This is a genomic window from Sporosarcina cyprini, assembly GCF_022048975.1.
Classification (GTDB): Bacteria; Bacillota; Bacilli; order Bacillales_A; family Planococcaceae; genus Sporosarcina; species Sporosarcina cyprini.
The window spans coordinates 229591-252271 of sequence record NZ_JAKMHX010000023.1; the positions used below are offsets into that span (position 1 = coordinate 229591).

General features: G+C 43.6%; 20 protein-coding genes. 12 read left to right on the forward strand and 8 right to left on the reverse strand.

Features of this window, described 5'->3' with window-relative positions; genetic code table 11:
• Window positions 1-25: 25 nt before the first annotated feature.
• Entirely contained in the window at window positions 26-1021 is a 996-nt protein-coding gene (locus L7D49_RS09405; protein ID WP_238080568.1) for an anti-sigma-I factor RsgI family protein, read from the forward strand.
• Between the two features lie 56 nt (window positions 1022-1077).
• Here L7D49_RS09405 and L7D49_RS09410 read toward each other — a convergent pair whose 3' ends face one another.
• Entirely contained in the window at window positions 1078-1638 is a 561-nt protein-coding gene (locus tag L7D49_RS09410) for a hypothetical protein (RefSeq protein ID WP_238080569.1), read from the reverse strand.
• 225 nt (window positions 1639-1863) lie between these two features.
• Between L7D49_RS09410 and L7D49_RS09415 the strand changes: the two genes are divergently transcribed.
• The 3 genes from L7D49_RS09415 (at window position 1864) to L7D49_RS09425 (ending at window position 6672) form a co-directional block, all read left to right on the forward strand.
• Window positions 1864-3006, forward strand: coding sequence for a M20 family metallopeptidase (locus L7D49_RS09415; RefSeq protein WP_238080570.1), 1143 nt, complete (start codon window positions 1864-1866; stop codon window positions 3004-3006).
• 343 nt (window positions 3007-3349) lie between these two features.
• On the forward strand, window positions 3350-5035 hold the full coding sequence (locus tag L7D49_RS09420; protein WP_238080571.1) for a methyl-accepting chemotaxis protein: 1686 nt from the start codon (window positions 3350-3352) through the stop codon (window positions 5033-5035).
• A 134-nt stretch (window positions 5036-5169) separates the two neighbouring features.
• A complete protein-coding gene (locus L7D49_RS09425) occupies window positions 5170-6672 on the forward strand; it encodes a class I adenylate-forming enzyme family protein (protein WP_238080572.1) in 1503 nt (500 codons plus the stop codon).
• A 37-nt stretch (window positions 6673-6709) separates the two neighbouring features.
• Here the strand turns inward: L7D49_RS09425 and L7D49_RS09430 are convergent, their stop codons facing one another.
• The 3 genes from L7D49_RS09430 to L7D49_RS09440 form a co-directional block, all read right to left on the reverse strand.
• Complete coding sequence (locus tag L7D49_RS09430) at window positions 6710-8233, reverse strand: AbgT family transporter (protein WP_418895871.1); 1524 nt, start codon at window positions 8231-8233, stop codon at window positions 6710-6712.
• Window positions 8234-8467: 234 nt separating this feature from the next.
• Window positions 8468-9478 carry a YpdA family putative bacillithiol disulfide reductase gene (locus tag L7D49_RS09435; protein WP_238080574.1) on the reverse strand — a complete coding sequence of 337 codons (1011 nt, stop codon included), beginning with the start codon at window positions 9476-9478 and terminating at the stop codon, window positions 8468-8470.
• Window positions 9479-9744: 266 nt separating this feature from the next.
• A complete protein-coding gene (locus L7D49_RS09440; protein ID WP_238080575.1) occupies window positions 9745-10893 on the reverse strand; it encodes a polysaccharide deacetylase family protein in 1149 nt (382 codons plus the stop codon).
• A gap of 346 nt (window positions 10894-11239) precedes the next feature.
• Here L7D49_RS09440 and L7D49_RS09445 point away from each other — a divergent pair, with 346 nt between their 5' ends.
• The 4 genes from L7D49_RS09445 (at window position 11240) to L7D49_RS09460 (ending at window position 16218) form a co-directional block, all read left to right on the forward strand.
• Window positions 11240-12226, forward strand: coding sequence for a TAXI family TRAP transporter solute-binding subunit (locus L7D49_RS09445; protein WP_238080576.1), 987 nt, complete (start codon window positions 11240-11242; stop codon window positions 12224-12226).
• Complete coding sequence (locus L7D49_RS09450; protein ID WP_238080577.1) at window positions 12213-12689, forward strand: DUF1850 domain-containing protein; 477 nt, start codon at window positions 12213-12215, stop codon at window positions 12687-12689. Before L7D49_RS09445 ends, L7D49_RS09450 begins: the two co-directional genes overlap by 14 nt.
• Before the next feature lie 25 nt (window positions 12690-12714).
• Window positions 12715-14706 (forward strand): TRAP transporter permease, encoded by a 1992-nt coding sequence (locus L7D49_RS09455; RefSeq protein ID WP_238080663.1) that lies wholly within the window; start codon window positions 12715-12717, stop codon window positions 14704-14706.
• A gap of 81 nt (window positions 14707-14787) precedes the next feature.
• Window positions 14788-16218, forward strand: coding sequence for a S41 family peptidase (locus L7D49_RS09460; RefSeq protein WP_238080578.1), 1431 nt, complete (start codon window positions 14788-14790; stop codon window positions 16216-16218).
• 28 nt (window positions 16219-16246) lie between these two features.
• Here L7D49_RS09460 and sda read toward each other — a convergent pair whose 3' ends face one another.
• A complete protein-coding gene (gene sda, locus L7D49_RS09465) occupies window positions 16247-16417 on the reverse strand; it encodes a sporulation histidine kinase inhibitor Sda (protein WP_238080579.1) in 171 nt (56 codons plus the stop codon).
• A gap of 359 nt (window positions 16418-16776) precedes the next feature.
• Here sda and L7D49_RS09470 point away from each other — a divergent pair, with 359 nt between their 5' ends.
• Window positions 16777-17898 carry a CdaR family transcriptional regulator gene (locus L7D49_RS09470; protein WP_238080580.1) on the forward strand — a complete coding sequence of 374 codons (1122 nt, stop codon included), beginning with the start codon at window positions 16777-16779 and terminating at the stop codon, window positions 17896-17898.
• Window positions 17899-17926: 28 nt separating this feature from the next.
• Here L7D49_RS09470 and L7D49_RS09475 read toward each other — a convergent pair whose 3' ends face one another.
• From L7D49_RS09475 to L7D49_RS09485, 3 genes are read right to left on the reverse strand one after another with little or no spacing between them, the layout of a single operon-like run.
• Complete coding sequence (locus L7D49_RS09475) at window positions 17927-18160, reverse strand: hypothetical protein (RefSeq protein WP_238080581.1); 234 nt, start codon at window positions 18158-18160, stop codon at window positions 17927-17929.
• Window positions 18120-18377: a hypothetical protein gene (locus L7D49_RS09480; RefSeq protein WP_238080582.1), complete on the reverse strand. Its 258-nt coding sequence runs from the start codon at window positions 18375-18377 to the stop codon at window positions 18120-18122. Before L7D49_RS09480 ends, L7D49_RS09475 begins: the two co-directional genes overlap by 41 nt.
• A gap of 12 nt (window positions 18378-18389) precedes the next feature.
• A complete protein-coding gene (locus L7D49_RS09485) occupies window positions 18390-18536 on the reverse strand; it encodes a hypothetical protein (protein ID WP_238080583.1) in 147 nt (48 codons plus the stop codon).
• 373 nt (window positions 18537-18909) lie between these two features.
• Here L7D49_RS09485 and L7D49_RS09490 point away from each other — a divergent pair, with 373 nt between their 5' ends.
• From L7D49_RS09490 to L7D49_RS09500, 3 genes are read left to right on the forward strand one after another with little or no spacing between them, the layout of a single operon-like run.
• Window positions 18910-20322, forward strand: a complete 1413-nt coding sequence (locus tag L7D49_RS09490; RefSeq protein WP_238080584.1) for an FAD-linked oxidase C-terminal domain-containing protein — start codon at window positions 18910-18912, stop codon at window positions 20320-20322.
• Entirely contained in the window at window positions 20315-21631 is a 1317-nt protein-coding gene (locus L7D49_RS09495) for a (Fe-S)-binding protein (protein ID WP_238080585.1), read from the forward strand. Before L7D49_RS09490 ends, L7D49_RS09495 begins: the two co-directional genes overlap by 8 nt.
• 15 nt (window positions 21632-21646) lie before the next feature.
• Window positions 21647-22678 (forward strand): DctP family TRAP transporter solute-binding subunit, encoded by a 1032-nt coding sequence (locus L7D49_RS09500; RefSeq protein WP_238080586.1) that lies wholly within the window; start codon window positions 21647-21649, stop codon window positions 22676-22678.
• Window positions 22679-22681 lie beyond the last annotated feature (3 nt).

Consider the following 22681-nt stretch of genomic DNA (forward strand, 5'->3'; position numbering starts at 1 on the left):
GACGAAAACTGCATATACCGTGTTTTTGACGAGCGATGGTGAATTTGTGCGCGGATGTCCTATTGGCGATAACCCTGAAATTGGCCAAGAGGTGGAGTTTCGTCCAATTTCGTCGCCCCGCCTCCATAAGAAGCCTTTACTATACGGCCCTGTTATTGCTGCTGCAATGCTTTTGGTAGTTCTCTTTGCATCTATTTATCCTGATAACGAAAAAGCACTTGCCTATGTACAAATGGAGTCGAAAGCTGCTTTGGAATTCGGTGTGGATCAACGTGGCATGGTGGTTGGCTATCATCAATTTGGCGATACGCAGAAGTTGGTATCTGAAACGTTACTTTCTGGGTGGGTTGGATTGCCAATCCATGATGTTCTGGGGAAGGCTGCGCATGAGATAGCTGATGAAAGTGGTGCAGAGGAGATGGTAGTGACGCTTGTCTTCAAAGATAATGAAAAAAGCGCCAAGATGAAAGATATTATGAATACCGCTATCAAATCGGCCCGCAACAGTCAGGCAGAAGTGAAGTTACAGGTAGTTGAGAGCTCCGAACAAGAACGAAAACTAGCAAAGAAAAAAGATACCTCCATTCAGCAATATAAAAAGCAACAAAACATTCAGCCGAAGTCCCATAATTCCAATACCGATATGAAAAAAGAAGTAGAAAATGAAAAGAGAGTAAAAGAGCACAACGGCGGACCAGTACAGAAGGAAAAAGCCATTCAACCGCATTCCGAACCGGAAATGCGACAGAATGGACAGAAGAACACAACGAAAGACATTATAGAGAAAGAGCCATCTGAAAATATTCCGTCCAGAGAAGTTGCTGAAAAACGCCAAAACAACACTCGTAAAACGGAGTCGGTCGATACGGGAAAAGGAATCAAAGGCAATTCACAAAAGAATCCTGTTGGCAATGGGCAGAAACCAAAGAAGCCGGAATCTCAGAGTCATCACGGCATAGGGAATCAAAAAGGTAAAAATATTCATCAGGAAAATAAGAAACCAGATGAGGCGTCCAAGTGAAATACACCCCAAAAGTTAGAGGAGATATCTAACTTTTGGGGTGTATTCATGTAAAGTTATCGAATTAATATTTTTATATCCTTCTCATTTGCATTTGTTAATTCATCAAGATGTTCACTTACTTCCTTATTGTACGCTGCTAATTCTTCGTTAAATGCTTCTAGCTTACGGAATGCGTTTTGTGTATATTCCATTATATACAAACTTCTTACACTTGTAATTTCTAGCCACTCTTTAAAATATTCGTCAGGATCCATACCCAACTTTCCAGCCTGCGATTTTATAAACGCTCGCTGAGAATTTTCCATTTCAATGTCGTCTAGAGACATCGTTTTCCATGTTTTCGTCATCGAATCGATTTTATCAGGTACGTCTGAATTCATTTTTTTAGCTTCTTGTATCATTAATTCCATTCGTACAGCATCATCAATACTATTCAATACTTCGTTGTCTGCATACAAAAAACGCAATTCACCTATTGTAATCTCCTTGTCTCTCACAATTGCCGCAACGTCGCTGTCCTCATAATCTTTTAAACTTCTTTGATCGTTATGATCACAGCCTATAAGCGAAAACACTAACGACATAGTAATTATAAAAAGAGAGAGTGTCTTCAAGAAAACAAGCCTCCTAACAATACTTACTTTCCTATATACGAAATAAAAGTGAAAGTTCCGATAAAAGTGAGGAAAGTGAAAATCTTTACAGAAAGAGTCAAAAGTCTAACACGGCACAGAACATTTCCTAGTTTGTGTAGGAGTAACTTGTCATGACAACATTGTGAGTAAAGATGTGTTTCTATATAATGAATACATAGAAAAGTTAGAAAGGAGACACAACCCATGAAAAACTATCTGCAATCGAAAGAGTCTGAGATGCTGGCGTTGTTGGAGCGGCTTGTATCTATTGATTCCGGTTCTTCACATAAGAAAGGCGTTGACAACGTAGGAGAGGTGTTGCGCGAACAGTATACGCAGATTGGCTTCTGCCCGAAGATGTACGAGCAATCGGAAAATGGGGATAACATCGTTTTAACTTTGCAGGACAGCGAGATCAAACCGACTATTTTGTTTATCGCCCATATGGATACGGTCTTTAAAACAGGTACAGCGAAGCAGCGCCCGTTCACAGTCAAAGGGGACCGGGCTTATGGGCCGGGGGTCATCGACATGAAAGCGAGCCAGGTTGCTTTGTTGTATGCGATGAAAGCGCTCAAAGAGCATCATCCGGAGGTGCTTGGGCATGTGCAGATTGTCTTGAATGGGGATGAAGAGATCGGGTCGCCGACGTCCCGATCACTGATTGAAGAATGTGCGGCAGGAAAACAATATGCTCTTGTCATGGAGCCGGCGCGGAAAGACGGCTCTCTCGTAACTGCGCGACGAGGCGGTGGACGATATACGATGTATATTAAAGGCAAGGGGGCTCACTCGGGCATCGAACCGCAAAATGGTATCAGTGCGATTGAGGAACTGGCGCATAAAATTATTAAATTGCATGCCCTGACAGACCATGAAGCGGGCGTCAGTGTCAGTGTCGGCATCGTTGAGGGAGGGGAATCAGTCAATACGATTGCCCCTTCGGCAGTAGGGCATGTGGATGTTCGGATTACATCCGCGGATCAGGCAGAGTGGCTGGATCGGAGTATACGAGAGATTTGTGAGGTACCGGATGTGGCTGGAACGTCTATCGTTTTAGAAGGTGGCCTCAACCGTCCTCCGATGGAGAAGAATGAGCAAACGGTGGAGTTGCTAAGCATTATTCAAGAGGTTGGCAAGGAGCTGGGGATTACCATTACGGATGTCGCAACAGGCGGCGGGTCGGATGCTTCGTTTACATCCAGCTTAGGAATCCCTACAATTGATGGTCTTGGACCAATTGGAGGAAATGCACATAGCGATGAAGAATATTTGGAAATTGCATCTTTTGTGGAACGCACTGAATTGCTTGCGAAGGTTCTAGTAAGGCTGCTCGGAAAACAATAGAGATTAGAGGCACCATGGAAGATATTTTCCGTGGTGTTTTATTATGGAAAAATAAATATCTATTCAAAATGGATGATTTTCAATTGCCTTCTATCTATATTTAAATAGTATTGAAAGTATAATTCTTCATTTCGAGATTTTTTATTCGGCGGGTTGAGAAAAATTTATGGAGACTATTAAATATAGAACTTTCGTACCGATAATTTAAATATAATATCAGGTAATGGTATTAAATAGGGGAGATTTTATTCTGGAAATAGTGTTTCCCTTGCACTAGGGGGTAAAGTTTTACAAGGGAAAGTTATTGTAATGAAACTACTAAATCATGGTGAGGAGTCTAGGTATGACAATTGGAAAAAAGATTTATGGTGGTTTCGGTATTGTTCTTTTAATATTGGTTACATTTTCTATTTACAGTATTTCTCAACTGAAGAATGTGAAGAGCGACTATGAAGAAATGATTGATAACAGAGTTAAACAATCTGAACTGGCTAATGATATCCAGAGACAGATGGCTTTGCAAGGTCTCTATATCCGGGCATACATATTACAACAGGATGAGCATTCCTTAAACAGTCTGAAGGAAAACCAACAAATATTGAAAGACCGTGTAAAAGAACTAGAGGGGTATGTTCATTCTGATGAGATGAAAGGATACCTTAAGGAAGTTCAAGAGAAAATATTACTATTCGACCAAGGGGCACTTGGAATAGTTGAACAGGTTCAAAAGGGCAATTTGGACGAAGCGGCTATAGCAATGAACGGCGAAGTTCGCGAGGCGAACATGGGGATAGAAGAAGCTGCTCAAAAAATGGTCGATTATCAAACTGAACATGTTTCACTTGATCGAGCAACGACTGATAAGAAAGCCTCTCAGGCAATGCGAGGGTTAATTGTTAGTTCAATATTTGACGTTTTACTCGGTTTACTAATAGCAACACTAATTAACAGGAATATTTCTAGGCCGGTAAAGCGTTTGGCAGAAGCATCTAACATTATTGCGAATGGAGATCTGACAAAAGAAGATATAATTGTTAAATCAAAAGACGAGCTAAAAGAATTGGCTACTGCATTTAATAAAATGAAGCAAAATTTGCGTACTGTCATAGGACATGTGAACGAAAGTGTGTTACACGTTACTGCGTCCGCGGAGGAACTTTCGGCAAGTACTGAAGAGGTAACCCGCTCTTCTCGAGGAGTAAATCGTAATATGGAAGAAATGTTAGGTGGCTCCCAAATCGCTGCTGCTTCCGCTAAAGAAAGTTCCTATGCAATGGAGGAAACAGCATCAGGTGTCCAGCGTATAGCAGAATCGGCACAAGGGCTGCTGCAAAATGCTTCAAACACTGAAAAACTTGCAGGCGACAGTGAGAAGTCCGTCATGACTGCAAAAGAGCAAATGAACCTTATTTACGATTCTTCATATCAAACAAATGAGTTAATAAAGAGACTTAGTGAACAGACGGCTGAGATTGAAAATATTACGAAAGTCATTACAGATATTACGGAGCAGACGAATCTTCTTGCATTGAATGCGGCAATTGAAGCTGCACGCGCAGGGGAGCACGGGAAAGGCTTTGCTGTCGTGGCGGATGAAGTTCGCAAACTGGCAGAACAATCAAAGCAATCGGCCACTCAAATTGTCGATGTGACAGCCGAGATTCAAAAAAACACTAAAAACGTGGAACAAGCTGTCTCAAAGAGTTTAGCGAATGTTGAGGCGGGCGTGAAAGTGATCGACGAAGCAGGTGACGCATTTTCAATCATTGTTAATGCAGTCCAAATGATGAATGGACAAATAGAGGAGGTTTCGGCTGCGACGGAAGAAATCTCGGCGAGTGCGGAGCAGGTTTCAGCATCTGTTCAAGAAATAGCAATACAGGCTGATGCTTCAACTAGTCAGAATGAGGAGAATACAGCCGCCATTCAAGAACAATTAGCGACCATTGAAGAGATCAATGCAGTCGCAAATGATTTGAGCAAACGGGCAATGGATCTTCAGGAAATGATTCAACAATTTTCAATATAAACACTAGATGGGACAGCATTCAATTGCTGTCCTTTTTTAAATAATAATATATCTGAATAGTAGTAAAATAACTTGTAATCCAAAGATTCTGTTGATAGTATGAAAGAAATATGATTGGTGATAGGGGGACAACTATGTTAATGATCGACGTTCTTAAGGAGCATGCAACAAATCAGCCAAACAAAGTGTATACTTCGTTCGACGGTCGGGAGTGGACGTATGGCGAGTTCTATGAAAAAGCGAAACGGATAGCAGCTTATTTACAAGCTAAAGAATATGAAAAAAACGATATTATCGCCCTTTATTCGTTAAACTCCGATCTCTTTCTCGTCTGTTACTTCGGCATCCAGCTTGGCGGCTATACGGTCATGCCGATCAATACGAAGCTGGCCGCTCCAGAAGTAGAATATATCTTTCAGCATTCAGAAGCGAAAGCGCTGATTTATGATGACAGGCTGGAAGAGGTGATTCAACAAACAACGCATGATTTTCGTGAGAAATTGTCCCTCGGACCTGCTGGAGACATTATTAGAATCATTGAACAGGAAACTTCCGACTTTGCGCCAGTTTCATTCCAACCGGATGATACGGCCGTCATTATGTACACATCCGGTACGACAGGCAAGCCGAAAGGGGTCATGCTGACACACCAAAATATTGTTTCAACTGCTGAAATTTGGTCCGAATCGATGGAGATAACGAGTGAAGATCGCATGCTCATTTCGACACCACTGTTCCACTGTGCTGCCAGCCATGTGTTTGCGATTCCGGTTACGTACAAAGGTGGAACCGTCATCGTGGAAGAGGCTTTTTCTCCAACCGGAACAGTAGAGCTGATGAAAAAGACGCAGCCGACCATCTTTTTCGGCGTCCCTGCCATGTATACGATACTTCTGAATTTGCCGAACCGGAAGGAGATCGACATCCCTTCTTTGCGGCTGTTCTGTTATGGGGCCGCTCCGATGCCGTATGAAATGGTGAAAAAGTTGAAGGAAACCTTCCCGAATGTGAAAGTACAAAATCTCTATGGGCAGACGGAGAATACACCAGCCGCCTCCACTTTGAAGGATCATTTGGCACTTGAGAAGATCGGCTCAGTGGGGCAGGCCTTGCCGCAAACCGAACTGCGAGTAGTCGATGAATTTGGAGAATCGCTGCCAGTCGGCCAAGTCGGTGAAATTGTCATGAAAGGCCCGCAAGTAATGAAAGGGTATTTGAAGAATGAAGAGGAGACGCGGCGGGCAATACGTAATGGCTGGCTCTATACGGGGGATCTCGGAAGAATGGATGACGACGGTCTTTTGTATATCGTGGACAGAAAAAAGGATATGATCATCCGAGGTGGAGAAAACGTGTATCCTGTTGAAGTGGAAGAAGTTCTTTATCAAATTCCCGAGCTGCTAGAAGCGGCGGTTGTCGGCGTTCCGGATGAAGTTCTCGGTGAAGTGCCGAAAGCCTACGCAGTTGTTAAGGATGGAGAATCAATTACGGAGGAAGAAATTCTCGCTTATTGCCGTTCACAGCTTGCGAAATATAAGCTGCCAGTGGAAGTGGAATTTTTACATGAGCTGCCGCGCAACGCTTCCGGTAAAGTGTTGAAGCACACGCTACGGTCAGCTGGCCACTATGTTAAGTAATAAAAAGGGCGTTCCCAATGGAGACGCCCTTTTTTGCTTATTTAGATAAGAAAATCTCACCTTCAGGCCCGAGCGGAATACCGAGCAGGTACCAAACTGCAAAGAGAATGATCCACATGATGGCGAATGCAATGGAGTAAGGCAATAAAGACGTCATGAACGTTCCGATTCCCATTTTCGGATTATACTTCTTGGCAAACGTCAATGCGATAGCGAAATAGGCGAGCATCGGTGTAATCGGATTGGTTATAGAATCGCCAATACGGTAAGCAGCCTGAGTCAGTGCAGGACTGTAGCCCATAATCATGAACATCGGCACGAAAACCGGCGCCAAAATGGCCCATTTTGCAGATGAACTGGCGATCAGGAAGTTGATCAATGCCGCCACGATAATGAAACCTATGAAGAGCGGGACACCTTTCAATCCAAGTACTTCCAGTGTTTCAGCACCTTTGATCGCAACAATCGGACCGAGATTGCTCCAATTGAAATAAGCAATCATCTGAGCAGCGACAAATGCAATGACGATATACATGCCCATCCCGGACATCGCCTTGGCCAAATGGTCTGCGAAGTCTTTTGAATTTGTAATCGACTTAACGATTTTTCCATAAATAATAGAAGGAACGAGAAACAGGATCATCATTAAAGGAACGAGGCTATCCATTAACGGGGATACAGTCAGCCCACCCGTTTCAGGGTGACGGAAGATGCCGTTTTCCGGAATGGAAAGAGCCAGAACAGTGCCAAGAATGACCGCGACGGAAATGGCAGCCCAAAGCAATCCTTTTTTCTCCGCCGGTGTAACTTTCTCTAGCTCCTCCGTAACACCTTCATATTTGCCGAGTCGCGGTTCCACGATTTTAGTTGTCACGAACACGGCAACGGGAACCAATACGAGTGTGGAAAAAGCAAGGAAGTAATAGTTCATAGCAGGGTTCGCCTTGTAAGACGGGTCATAAATTTGCGCACCGATCTCTGTAAAACCAGCAACGAGAGGATCAAGTACACTTAAGATCAAGTTTGCAGAAAATCCCCCGGCAACTGAGGCATAGGCAGCTGCCAGCCCTGCGATCGGGTGTCTGCCTAATGCGATGAAAATCATGGCAACAATGGGTGGCAATACGACCATTGCCGCATCCGCAGCTGCATTGCCTAAAATGGCAACGAGCACAATAGTCGGCAGAATAATTTTTTTAGGTGCATTGAGAATCGTAGTTTTCATCACAGTTGAGATTAAACCGGTCGATTCTGCGAGTCCGACGCCGAGCATGACAACCAGCACAAGCCCAAGCGGCGGGAAACTCGTAAAATTCTTCACGAGATTCGTCAGGATCATGATGAGCCCTTCGCCATTCAGCAAGTTGACCACTTTAATTTCTTCGCCTGTTCCCGGATTGACCGCAGTCGTGCCGAGCGCTCCAAAAATGGCGGAGCAGATCAAAATGATGACGGCAATATAAACAAATAACATGACCGGGTCAGGCAATCGGTTCCCGTATTTCTCAATAAAATCGAGAAATCGATTAAATAACCCCCTCTTTTCACTCTTTATCTCCATTTCCTTCATTCTTCCATTTCCCCCTTTAATACATATATGTAGTAATGTATTAGTTAATTAACGTTCATTATGTCATATAATTATAGAAATTCAATACTTTCTTTTTAATTAGAGAATGAAAAAGGTTCAAGAGTACTGCTAGCAAGTAAAATTGGCTCATCTCCTTTGCATGCGAACAGCAAAAAACAAAAAAAGCCTGATTTCGATTAATTACGAAATCAGGCTTGGATAATGCTAGGCTTCACGTACATTCGGATAACTGACAATAGAAGAAGTGGCTATACGCTTTTCAATTTCCGATGCAATCGTTTCACCGTGGAATCGGCCGCCTTCAATATAGACGGTATTCGTAATGCCGCCAGTGACTACACCCGCAAGAAAGGCGTTCGTAACATTCGTTTCATACGTTTCTGGATCAAATGAAGGTACAAGAGTGTCAGAATCCAATGTGATGCCGATTTGCTGCAGCAACTGGGTATCGGGCTGGTAGCCGATCAATGAAAACACATAATCATTGGAAATAGTAATCGGTCCAGCAGGAGTATGTAGAGAAACTTCGGAATCTCCAATCTCCGTAACACTGGAATTTGGATAGAACTTTATTTTTTCTTTTTCAATGAAATTCCGGATATCTAGCAGCAAGGAAGGTTTTATTCCTTTGTACACGGAATCCCCGCGATGGACTAAGGTAACTTGAGCACCGTTTCGATACAGATCGATTGCCGCTTCTACAGCAGAGTTTTTACCTCCGACGACCAGCACTTCCTGGCCATAATACGAATGGCCTTCCTTATAATAATGTTTCACTTTCCGTAAATCTTCACCGGAAACGCCGATTTTTCTCGGATGATCAAAAATACCTGTGGCCATGACGAGCATTCGGGATTGGTACGTAATGTCGGCACCTTTCTGATCAACAGTACGGACCGAAAACAAGTCCTTATTCTTTGAAATATGTACCACCTTTTCATGGCATGCAATATTCATGTCATTTCGATCTGTAACAAGGCGGTAGTATTTTAATAACTCCGTCCGGGTCGGCCGCACCTCCTGAGAAATGAAAGGGATATCTCCGATTTCCAAGCGATCGGATGTGCTATAAAAGCGCATATCGAGTGGGCAATCGGCAATCGAATTTACAATAGCGCCTTTCTCGATTATGAGATAAGAAATCTTTCTTTTTTGAAGGGCGAGACCAGTCGCTAAGCCACAAGGTCCTCCGCCGATCACAATGACATCATACATGTAAGGAATTCCTCCGCTCTCCATTGTTTATTTCCGCTAAGGGCAATTGGAAGTGCTAAATCCATTTTCATGCTTTTATGGTTTGCATCCAAAGTAGCCGTCACGAAACACTTGGGCACATAGGCTAGCATAGACGAGTATGCCGAGCGCTAAACAATGGATTGTTCGCAAGGATTGTAGGTTTTTTTAGACTTAATTTTGAACTAAGTATGCTGAGGGAATGAAAAAAGACCGGAAGGCGCAATCGCCTTACGGTCAAATGATGTTTATTTTCCAATTAACTTATTCGCAAATTCCTGGATGGTCATGGCGGAATGAACCCGCTGGCGATTCAATGCGTAAATAGGATCTCCTTGGTAGACGTTTCCTTCATTAATTGTGAAGGCGATTGAAATATGTGAATCCGCTAAGGCTTGAACGGCTTCCTTGCTATATTTCCCGTATGGATACGCATGGGCATAAACGGAGCTGCCATTTGTGAGCAACGGTTCTATTGCTTCATTCGCTTCCTGCAAATCAGCAGCAATGGCATAACGTGACTCCGATTGCATAATGCTTAGATTGGTCATTGTATTGAACATATGAAAGCGATGAGTATGGTTTTGGTAGGAATAAACGTCTTGCGTATTCCTAATATCCTCTTCCGTTACCATGCCGGCTCTGCCAATGCGGCTCGTAATTAGGAATGAAGTGGCTTGGAAGCCGTATTCTTTAAGAATCGGATACGCCAAGTCGACTGTGGACACATAGCCATCATCAAACGTAATAAGGACCGATTTTGCCGGCAATGTACCTTTCTTCTCGACCCAGTGCTCCAGTTGGGCTGGGGTAATGGTCGTCCAGCCGTTTTTCTTTAAATAGGCCATCTGTTCTTTAAACTTCTTCAATTCCAGTTCAGATGCATTGTTGCCAACTTTTCGTTCCACAATATCATGGTACATGAGAACCGGTATACCTGGCTGGATTTGTATTTGGTCCTTACGGATATATCCCGTTTTCCCTCCAACATTGATCGGATAGTAATTTCCTTTCATGCGCTGGAGGTGGACTGTCTCGTTCTTTTGAATCGTTCCGACTGTTTTGGCCTGTAAGGATGGTTTCTCTAAAATCGTGGCGACACCGGTTGTTTTGGCGCGGACCGGATGCACAGCTTTCCAATTGCCGGGGGATTCTTGCGAGAGCGTTGCGCGTTGCTTGGAGAATTTGACTTCTTCACCACCGATTGCCGTGTAGTAATACTTGTCCGATTCCTTAATGACCGCATGGGAAGTCCCTTTCAGAAAAACCGCTACTTTGCCTGTCTCTTTATACACCGGCGTCGTTTCTGTAATATGAACCGCCTTCGGACTGCTTGCATCCGCAATGGCTGGATAGGCTAAGATGAACAGCATCATGATGAACACTAATCGTTTCAATTTCCTTCATTTACCCCTTCGTCCGCAAAAGAGGACCTCCTGGAAGTAGACATCACTTCCAAGATGGCCCCTTGCAGTATTTATTTTCCTTTTATTATAACACGTTTTGGCTCGCCGATTTGATTATTATTTCACTTAGTCCAACTATTATGCAAAACGAGGAATTGGAATGTAATGTCTACATAGTATATCGGCAAAAAGTAGGGAGATGTTAGATTAAAATAACTACTATGTTGATAACTCAAGTGAGAATTGAAATTATTTCCTAAAATAACAAACTTGCTTTTAAAGATAGATTACTATATTATTGTTGAAGTTATTAGAAAATTTTTGGGGGTTGAGTTAAATGAAGAAAAGAAAGTATAGCTTGCTCTTTGTAAGCGCTTTATTAAGTGCATCTCTTCTTTCGGCATGTGGAGATGGGGAAAAACAGGAAGGAACGAAAACGTCAAGTTCAGACGGACTTGATGCCAAAATAGTTACAATAGCAACTGGCGGTTCCTCAGGTCCTTATAATATTATCGGAACGACTCTTGCAAATGAATATTCCAATGAATTCGGTGTCAATTCTAAGCCTCAATCTACAGGAGCTTCCGTTGAAAATATCAATTTAATCAAGGAAGGGAAAGTCGAGATGGCGTTTGTCATGAGTGATGTGTTAACTGAAGCTGTCGAAGGAACTGGTAATTTTCCTGAGAAAGTCGAGAATGTTCAGCAGATTGCCGCTCTTTATCCAAACTACGTGCAAATCGTAACGACTGCCAATTCCGGAATCAAATCAATAGAAGATTTAAAAGGTAAACGTGTAGCTGTGGGAGATCAAAATTCAGGTGTTGAAGTGAACGCAAGAAATCTTCTTGCCGGCTTTGGGATTACATATGATGACTTGAAGGTGGATTACCTTGGTTATGCAGAAGCGGCTGATGGACTGAAATCAGGAAGCATAGACGCTGCGTTTTTAACAAGTGGTTTACCGAATTCGTCAGTTATGGAGCTTGCAGCAAGTATCGATTTAACTCTAGTTGCTGTGGACAGTGCAAAAGTGGAGGAAATCTCTAAAGACCAACCATATTTTGTAGCAATGGACATACCAGCAGATACGTATGGCAATGCAGAAGCTGTTCCAACTGCAGCTATTATGAATGCTTTAGTGGTAAGCAGTGAAATGAGTGAAGATGATGTATACAAACTAACAAAAAAATTCTTTGATAGTCTTGAGACATTAGGCAATTCTCATCAGGCAGCTAATGATATTTCACTAGAAAATGCACAACAAGGAATGGTGGCACCTGTCCACCCTGGCGCAAAAAAGTACTACGATGAACAAAAGTAAATTGTATGTCGGTGGGGGCATGATGCTATTCGTGCTCCTATTTTGTCTTTTTTGGGTGAAGATACCTTCGATTGAGGTGTGTTATCAAAATCAAAGCTTTCTTTTAAAGAGCAATGATTTTCAACTTGGTTGGATTCACTCGGTAGAAAAAGAACCATGGTTTGAAACATACGAATTAAAAGGAGGCGAGCTGTACCTAAAGTCAACAAAATTCAAAACGTTTGGTGCAGGGGTTCCAACGGAGAACCGAATAATAAAGTCTAATGATGGTTTTATCCACATGGTGGTAGATAGAAAGATGAGTGAGGTAACTGTAACTGTATCTGAAAACGTTAAAACTACTCTATACACACATGAGAAAATAATACCTCTATATCAATTGATGGATGATTATGAAACGATCACCATACGTATCGTGAAAATTTCTTTATGGAGGTGGATTTGGGGTGAGTCAATTGATTAAACAAGATAGCAAAGAGCAGGCAGGTATACTTGCCGAATCATTAACAGAAGAACAGCAATCCGAATTACTCGAAAAGTTTGATACCGAATCAAAAGTAAGGAAGTTAAGGAATAAGAAAATCGTTCTATTCGTATCAGCGATCGCTATTTTTTATTCCCTATTCCATTTATATATCACATTTTATCCAATGCCAGCCTTGCAACAGCGTGCTGTTCATGTTGCCATTGGGATAGCCCTCATCTTTTTAATCTATCCTACACATGGAAAACAAGATAGAAGTAAGATTGCTATATACGATTGGCTACTATTCGTTTTAGCGCTTTGGACTGCGGGTTATCTGATTTGGGAGTATTCTGCAATTGTTACCTCCAGGGGAGGAATTCCGAATACTGCTGATATTGTAATGGCTATATTGGCAGTAGTACTCATATTAGAAGCAGCCAGAAGGGTTACTGGCTGGATATTGCCACTCTTAGCTTTGCTATTTCTTTCGTATCCATTTTTCAGCCATATGGATTGGCTGCCGGTGAAGATGATGACAAGGCAATATGATCTTGGAGACATCTTTGGCCAGATGTATTTAAAGACGGAAGGATTATATTCGACCGCAATCGGAGCTTCCGTATCTTTTATTTTTCTCTTTATATTGTTTGGAGCCTTTTTGGCGAAGTCAGGGATGGGACAGTTTTTCAACGATTTAGCACTTGCTTTAGCTGGACATAAACAAGGAGGGCCAGCTAAGGTAGCTGTAATTTCAAGTGGTTTCATGGGAAGCATCAATGGAGCTGCAGTTGCGAACGTAGTAGGAACCGGTGCCTTTACCATTCCGATGATGAAACGTGTAGGATACTCTAAAAATTTCGCGGGAGCTGTAGAAGCGAGTGCATCAGTTGGGGGGCAAATATTACCGCCAATTATGGGGGCAAGCGCTTTTATCATGGCTGAAACGACAGGTGTAAAATACGGAACAATTGCGTTGGCTGCATTGATTCCGGCTGTATTATATTTTTTAGCGGTGATCATGCAGGTCCACTTTAGAGCGGGGAAAGAAAATCTAAAAGGCATTCCAAAGCCTGATCTGCCGCGTGTAAAAGAAGTTATGAAGGAACGCGGGCATTTATTGCTGCCGATTTTATTTCTTGTCTACTTACTCTATAGAAATGTCCCAATTGGACATGCTGCCTTCTATACAATTATTGCTACTATAATTGTGGCGGCAATCCGAAAAACGACGAGAATGTCATTTAAAGATATTTTAGGAGCACTCGATAGTGGGGCACGGCAGTCGCTATCTGTCATGGTTGCATGTGCTGTGGTTGGTATCATTATTGGAGTGGTTAGTTTAACAAGTTTCGGGAATGTGATGACAACCTCCATAGCTAGCTTAGGTGCAGGTTCTTTATTTTTGACTCTGTTCTTTACAATGCTAGCCTCAATGATTCTTGGAATGGGACTGCCATCTATACCAGCATATATTATTACAGCTACAATGGCCGCCCCGGCATTGGCTGCTTTTGATGTTCCGATTCTAGTTGCTCATATGTTTGTTTTTTATTTCGGGATCTTTGCCAATATTACTCCGCCTGTTGCATTGGCAGCTTTTGCTGGAGCAGGTATTTCAGGAGGAGACCCGATGAAAACAGGTTTTACGGCATTGAAGCTATCAGCTGCCGGTTTTTTGATCCCTTATATGTTTGTCTATAATCCAGCTATGTTAATGCTCGATACGACAAACGTAGCTATGAATGCAAGAGAGTTTCCTGTTGCTGCTACATTAGATATCGCATTGATAACTATTACGGCGGTCGTTGGAATTATTGGATTGAGTGCTGCTATAGAGGGATATTTCAAAACGAATTTGAACGTAGTTGGAAGAATTGTTTTGGCAGCAGGCGCCCTAATGTTAATCATACCTGAAACGATTACTGACGTAATAGGAATCATAGCAGTTGGTATAATGTTCTTCCTTAACTCTGTAAAAAGCAAACGAGCCGATGTGATACAAGCGAATAGATAAGTATCAAAAAAAGTGAAGGGATTCCTTCACTTTTTTGATTCCCCCACACTACGAAAAAAGTATCGATAAAGTTAGAAAAAAATGTATACTGAAACTATAAGAAGAAAAGGGGCGATTGATCTGTTAAAAAGACCTAGTGTACGATATATTCTTTTGTTTATCACAGCCATTCTGTTTTATTTGCCATTCGCCTCTTTGGCTTCAGCCGAACCGATTGAGGATATACGGCAGCTGATCCGGGATGAATACGTGGATTCTGTTCCTGAATCCGTATTATCGAAGAAGACGGGAAAGGAGATAACAGATGGGCTCGATCCGCATTCTGTTTACCTAACGAAAAAGGAATTTGAAGGATTTATCAACGCGATTGACCAGCGCATTGTCGGGATTGGTATTGTGCTTGAAGAGCATGCAAAAGGCGTGAAAATTATTTCAGTCATTCCAAAAAGCCCGGCGGAGCAAGCGGGAATACTGCAGGGCGACGTCATTACAGATGTGAATGGAACTTCCATTGCGGGCAAGGCAGTGCAGTCCGCTGTTACTTTGATTGGAGGGGAAGAGGGAACAGTCGTCACACTATCCATTCAGCGACCTGGAGTTTCACAAGCGATTACGATGAAGGTGAAGCGGCAGGAAATTCATTTGCCTGTCGTGGAGTCGGCCATGCTGGGCGGGCATATCGGCTATATCCGTTTAAACAGTTTTTCCAATGAGGCTGCGGGTGAGATGAATGAAGCCATCCGTTCGTTGAAAGGGGCTGAAAGCTGGATCGTCGACTTGCGGAATAATGGGGGCGGCTATATTACTGCAGCTCAAGATGTGGCGGGATTCTTTCCTGAAGTCCGTTATGCCTTTCAGTTGAGGGAGAAAAATAAACAACCGATGCTGTACGAAGCGCATCGGCAGAAAAATATGCTGGAAGGACCAGCCGCTTTATTAATTAATGAATACAGCGCCAGTGCATCCGAAATGGTTTCAGCGACAGTGAAGGAGAAAGGTGCAGCGACCTTATATGGACAACGGTCTTATGGCAAAGGGACGATGCAATCGATGTATCCATTTACTGATGGCAGTGTTTTAAAGCTGACGACCGCGCGGTTTTATTCTCCAGAAGGGCAAGCTGTCGATCAAGTGGGAGTGCTTCCTGATCAAGAAACAGAGATTGGAGACGAACTTATCCAAGCCCATCGTGATCTGCTGATTTCCAGTTTGCAAGGATACTCGCGCATGCGTCCACTGCTTAATGTGCCAAAAACAAAGACATTTACAATAGAAATGAACACAAAGATGAATTGGAAGACGCTATCATCCAACACGGTGCAATTGATTGAACTGGGCGGCGAAGAAGTGCCTGTGACAATTCAAGAAAAGAACAGCACGACGTTACACATATCTCCGAAAAAACAATTATTGGCAGGGGGCAAATACTTGTTGGTTGTCCATCCGAAAATAACGAGTCAAGCCGGTAAACCAATGAAAAAAGGGATTTATGTTGAGGTTCAAGTAAAATAACAAAAAGAAAGAGCTATCCCATTGTCTGTTAAATGGTGAAGCTCTTTTTCGTTTTCTTTTCTCGGGGTGATTGGGTAACAGGATGTAGGTGACGTCGCTGAATTTCTCGTTCCAGTAAAAGGATAAAATCCCGGCACAGCTGTAAGTCTTTAGCTTTCGAATAGCTTTCCAGGAGAAGATCATCAGGCATTTCACTCATTACAATTCACCTCCAAAATAGTTCTAATTAAAAATCATTCATCATATTGTAGTAGGTGGTGCACTGGAGTTACTCTTACTTTAGCAGAAAATAAAATAAGGAACAACCGTTCTATTTATCCACACAAGCAAGTGGATAAGTTGTGGTTAAGTTGTTTATAAAGGCGGAAAGCCAGTGTTTGAGGTGGGGATATTGTGTATAATGTTATCCACAGTTGTGGGCGGTGGGGGATCGTGTCGAAACTTTATTCTGATTAATTAAATTGTCAGTATAATTTAGCGCTTTTTGTCGAATTACGTATTGTTATTTTTGCTCTCTTCAGATAATGTGTTTCTATAGGGAAGTTTGGGGGGATCAAATTGTTTCAATTTGATACATTGGGACAGGAAATTGTGGAGGAGTTGTCCAGCTTAATTCAAGAGCAAGTGATTTTGACGGATCGTCGCGGTTTTATTCAAGCCAGTACGGATCCAAAACGAATCAATCAATTTCATGAGGGAGCTTTGCTGAGTTTGCGCCAAAAAAAGATCCTCTATATGACTGACAAGGAGCTGGAAAGACTCAGGGGTGTACGAAAAGGAATTGTTTTGCCGCTTATCATCTCTGGTGAGCCGATTGCAGTTCTTGGTATTACAGGCGAACCGGAAAAAATTCAACCGCAGGCGCAGTTGATTTTGCGGGTGGTCGAGTTATTCATTCAAGATAGTTTGAAAAGGAAAGAGAAGGAAGAGAAAGTACGGGAACGGGAATTTTTCGTTTTTGAATGGCTCACTTCGTCCAAAAAAGATGAGCGTTTTCTGGAACGGGGCACCCTGCTCGGGATAGATGTTGAAAAATACAAACAAGTCGTTGTCATCGAAGCAGTTAATGACGATGACCAGTTTACTGTGGAAGAGTTGGACAGCTTTATTGTGATTCAAAATATCCATCCGGAAATGAAATTGACCCGGTGGGGACAAAATAAACTCCTTCTTTTATTGCCTGATATTCCAGAAGACAAATTAATGAACGAGCTCGAATATTTCCTGCTGCATCTTAAGAGAAGAAAAAAAATCGCGGTGGCCGCCGGTATTGGAGGCAGTGCGCACCCTCTCGAGTTAGGAAAATCTTTTAACGAGGCCGAACGGGCAGTAGCCGTCTCCAAAAGAGTAGGCAGAGTCGTGCTAGAACGCGAGCTCCGTTTTGATTTAATCATCCAAAGCCTGCCCGAAACGACATGCGACGAATTCATTCGCCGGACGGTTGAACCGCTCGGCAGTGATATGGAATTGCTCCACAATTTACGGATCTGGTTCAGTGAAAATCAATCCATGCAAAATACAGCACAGAAGCTTCATATCCATAAAAACACGTTAACCTATCGACTCCAAAAAGTGGAACAGCTGACCGGACTTTCTGTATCCGATATCCATGACGTATTCCTCCTTTACCTAGGCATTCGCCTTTGGGATGAGAGGGCAAGCCGCCTTGTTACGATGTAGCAAGGTTTTTTTGTTTGTAAAGGGCACTTTAGATGCTCAGACAAGTCACTCGGAATATTTCTGTAAGCTCTTGATTCGCGAACCGCTCGTATCTTTGCCTGAACCACTCGTATAATCCGTCAATCGCTCGTATATTTCCAATACCGCTCGATTCTCCGGTCAAACCTCTCGTATAAGTTGGCAACCGCTCGTATCTTTGCCGGAACCACTCGTATAAACCGTTAACCGCTCGTATCTTTCCAATGCTGCTCTGTCGAACCACTCGTATATTTTGTGGACTCTTCGAATAAGCAGGCTAACCGCTCGTATCTTTGCCTGAACCAATCGTATAATCCGTCAACCGCTCGTATATTTTCAATACCGCTCGATTCTCCTGTCGAACCTCTCGTATAAGTTGGCAACAGCTCGTATATTTGCCGGAACCACTCGTATAAACCGTTAACCGCTCGTATCTTTCCAATGCTGCTCTGTCGAACCACTCGTATAAACCGTTAACCGCTCGTATCTTTCCAATGCTGCTCTGTCGAACCACTCGTATATTTTGTGGACACTTCGAATAAGCAGGCTAACCGATCGTATCTTTGCCTGAACCACTTGTATAATCCATCAACCGCTCGTATATTTCCAATACCGCTCAATTCTCCTGTCGAACCACTCGTTTAAGTTGGCAACAGCTCGTATATTTCGTGAACCGCTCGAATAAGCAGTCTAACCACTCGTATCGCGTTCCTACCTGTGATGATTTCTATTGAAATTGAATCTACCGGGACACAAGACACCATTATTAAACTCCATAATCAAACCAATCCTCATTCACTCTAACAGACTAAAGTATCATCCTCATTCGACCTTTTGTATGAGTTTATCACTAAACATTTCCTGCGACTTTTGTACAAAGAACCAAAAATTATGTCTAAATTTTGTCGAAAGGTTGTGTGTGCGACTATATCATATAAATCTTCAGACTATTAGAATGAAAACAAGAATCAGAAAGTTGAAGGGGGCGGGTGAATGGATGAACGGGTGATGGAACAGCTGATTGCGATCACTGGCCGTTCTTATGCGAAGACGACGACCGCTCAGAAGTTGGCTTATTCCTATGATGCGACCGCGAATTTTCAGGCACTGCCTGATTTGGTGTTGTCGCCATCTTCGATAGAGGAAGTACAGGAAATCGTGAGAGTGTGTGCCGCGAATGAGGTGCCGATCGTTTCTCGTGGTTCCGGAACCAATTTGGCAGCGGGCACGGCGCCGACGTCAGGGGGCGTTGTTCTTCTGTTCAATCGAATGAATCAAATTCTGGAGCTGGATGAGGAGAATTTGACGATTACGGTTCAGCCGGGCGTCATTACTCGGGAGATTAATGAAGTGGTGGAGTCGAAAGGCTTCCTGTATCCGCCAGATCCGAGTTCGATGAAGATTTCAACGATCGGCGGAAATGTTGCGGAGAATTCCGGTGGATTGCGTGGATTGAAATATGGCGTGACCCGGGATTATGTAAAAGGGTTGAAGGTGGTTCTGCCATCCGGGGAGCTGCTGACGACCGGAGGAAAGTTGACGAAAGACGTGGCGGGCTATGATTTGACGAGTTTGTATGTCGGTTCGGAAGGGACACTTGGGGTCATTGTCGAGATTACACTTGGATTGATTCCGGCGCCGAAGACGAAACAGACACTGCTCGTTTTCTATGACAAATTGGAAAAGGCGGCGGAGACGGTTTCGGCGATTATCGCTGCGAAGATCGTACCGGCTACGCTGGAATTCATGGATAAAGGGACGATCGAGACAGTTGAGGATTATATGAAAATCGGTCTTCCGACAGACTGTGAAGCGATGCTGCTCATTGAGCAGGATGGCGAACCTGCAGTCGTTACGGAAGATATGAAACTCATTCATCAGATCTGTCAGGAGAAAGGTGCCACTTCTACACAAATGGCACAATCAGCCGAGGAAGCGGAACAGCTGAGCACCGCCAGGCGGGTTGCCCTGTCGGCACTAGCGAGAAAACGTCCGACGACCATTTTGGAGGATGCAACGGTGCCGCGATCGGAAATTGCCAATATGGTGAGAGCTATCCAGGAAATCGCGAAAAAATATGACCTTCTCATTTGTACATTTGGCCATGCAGGCGATGGAAACTTACATCCGACCATCTTAACGGATGTGCGGGATGAGGATGAGATGACACGTGTTGAAATGGCGTTTGCCGAGATTTTCAACCAAGCGATTCAGCTCGGCGGAACGATTACCGGAGAGCATGGTGTCGGAGAAATGAAGGCTCCCTATTTGGAATGGAAAATCGGCACGGCAGGCATCGAATTAATGAAAGCGCTTAAATTAGCGGTTGATCCTTTGAACATCATGAATCCAGGCAAGATTTTCGCCAAGGATTCGAAGAAGAGAGTTGTGGTGCACAATGGGTAGCCTTCAGGCTGAAAAAATCAGGCAATCCTTCGTCACCCGTGTGAATGAAGACCGTCTGATGGATTGCATGCGGTGCGGTTTCTGTCTTCCGGCCTGTCCTACGTACATCCACTCCGGACATGACGAGACCCAATCACCGCGCGGCCGGATTGCCTTGATGAAAGCGGTTCGGGACGGTGTGGTTGAATGGGATGGTTCCATTGAGGAAGCATTTGACCTTTGCCTCGGCTGCCGGGCTTGTGAGCCGGCCTGTCCGGCTGGTGTGCAGTATGGCACGCTGATTGAGGAGACGCGAGACGCTATCGTTTCTGCGAAAGATCAATCGCTCAAGGAAAAGCTCATCCGCAAAGGGGCGTTTGACCATCTGTTTGCGGATCAGCGAAAAATGCAGGCTGCAGTGAAACTGGTAACATTTTATCAAAAAACAGGACTGCAAAAAGTGGTGCGGAAAATCGGGTTCTTGGAATTATTCCCTTCCTTTATGAAAGATATGGAGCGGGCTTTGCCGGAACCACCGAAGCGAAAGAGGGATTCCGTATTGCGAAGTCCGGCAAAAACAAAAGTTGCCTTCTTTACAGGCTGTCTCATGGACACGATGTTCAAGGAAACGAACCGGAATACGATCGAGCTTCTAGAACGGTTAGGATGCGAGGTTGTCCTTCCAAAAGGCCAGCAGTGCTGCGGAGCGTTGCAAGGTCACAGCGGGGAAATGGAGCGAGCCAAACGGAATGCTTTGGTGAACATCGAAGCGTTCGATGACGTGGCATTTGATTTTATTGTCAATAACGCCGGAGGCTGCGGCGCATTTCTTTCGGAGTATGACCGTTTGTTCGAAGGGGAGTCTCCTGAACTCTATGCAAAAGCAAAACGTTTTGTGGACAAGCAGATCGACATTTCTTCGTTGCTTGTGAAGCTCGGCATAGTAGCTGAGCTTGAAAAATTGCCTTCCACAGAGGCTGTGGAAATCGTCACCTATCAGGATTCCTGTCATTTACGGAATGTAAATGGGGTCACGGACGAACCACGCACGATCTTAAAAGCGGTACAAAGCAGTGTGTTTACGGAAATGCCTGGCGCGAATCTCTGTTGCGGTTCCGCTGGTATCTATAATTTGCTTCAACCTGAAATGGCGTCAAAGATTTTGGAATCGAAAATGAAAGAGGTGAAAGAGATTCAAGCATCGACCATTATTACGACGAATCCAGGGTGCTTGCTTCAAATGAAAGTAGGGGTGGAGCGTGAAGGTCTTTCATCGACTGCACGAGCCATGCATTTAGTGGATTTTATCCACGAAAAGATAATCCAATAATCGGAGGGAAATGGAATGAGAAAAAGAAAGAGCACAATTTTTGGAGCAATCGGTTTATCCGCAATGCTATTGCTAGGGGCTTGTTCATCAGCGAAAGGTGATACGGAATCAGGTGCAGGATCAGAGGATAAGTCATACAACTTGAAGATGTCTGTCACGGTTAATGATTCTTCGACTTGGTATAAGGCTGCAGAGAAGCTTGCCAATGATATGAAGGAAGAGACCGATGGACGTATCAATATCGAAATCTATCCGAATGAACAGCTGTCCGGTGGAGATTCCGGTAAAGGCGTTGAATTATTGGCGAAAGGGCAAACCGATTTGAGTTTCCACTCGACAATCATTTATTCGATCTTGGATCCTCGTTTTGGAGTAGCGAGCGCACCATTCCTTTTCAAGGATACAGACGGAGTTGACAAAGTGTTTGGCGGTGAGGGTGGAGACGCAATAGCTGACATCCTTCGCGAAAAAGGCGTCGAGACATTAGGTTTCGGGGAAAACGGTTTCCGCCAAATTACGAACAGCAAACATGAAATTAAGTCGCCTGAAGATTTGAAGGGCATGAAAATCCGGATTCCTGGTATCACGATGTATACGGACTTGTACAGAGAACTAGGTGCGGATCCAACGACGATGACATTCTCCGAAGTGTTCACATCCTTGCAGCAAGGTACGATTCATGGACAGGAAAACCCGATTGATGTTATTCATTCTTCGAAGTTGAACGAAGTACAAGATTACATCACGACATGGAACTATTCCTATGATCCGCTTGTGCTTGGAATTAACAAGAAGCTATTTGACTCGATGAGCAAAGAAGATCAGGAACTTTTCAAGAAGCTGGGCAAAGAAGCAGCTGAGTACCAAGTGAAAATCGCACGTGAAAAAGAAGCAAACCAAATTGATGCATTGAAATCGTCCGGCATGCAGTTCTATGAGCCGACAGAGGAAGAATTGGCATCCTTTAAAGAAGCAGTTCAGCCAGTCTATGACAAGTATAAGGACATTTGGGGCGAAGACTTGCTAAAAGCGTTCCAAAACCAATAATAC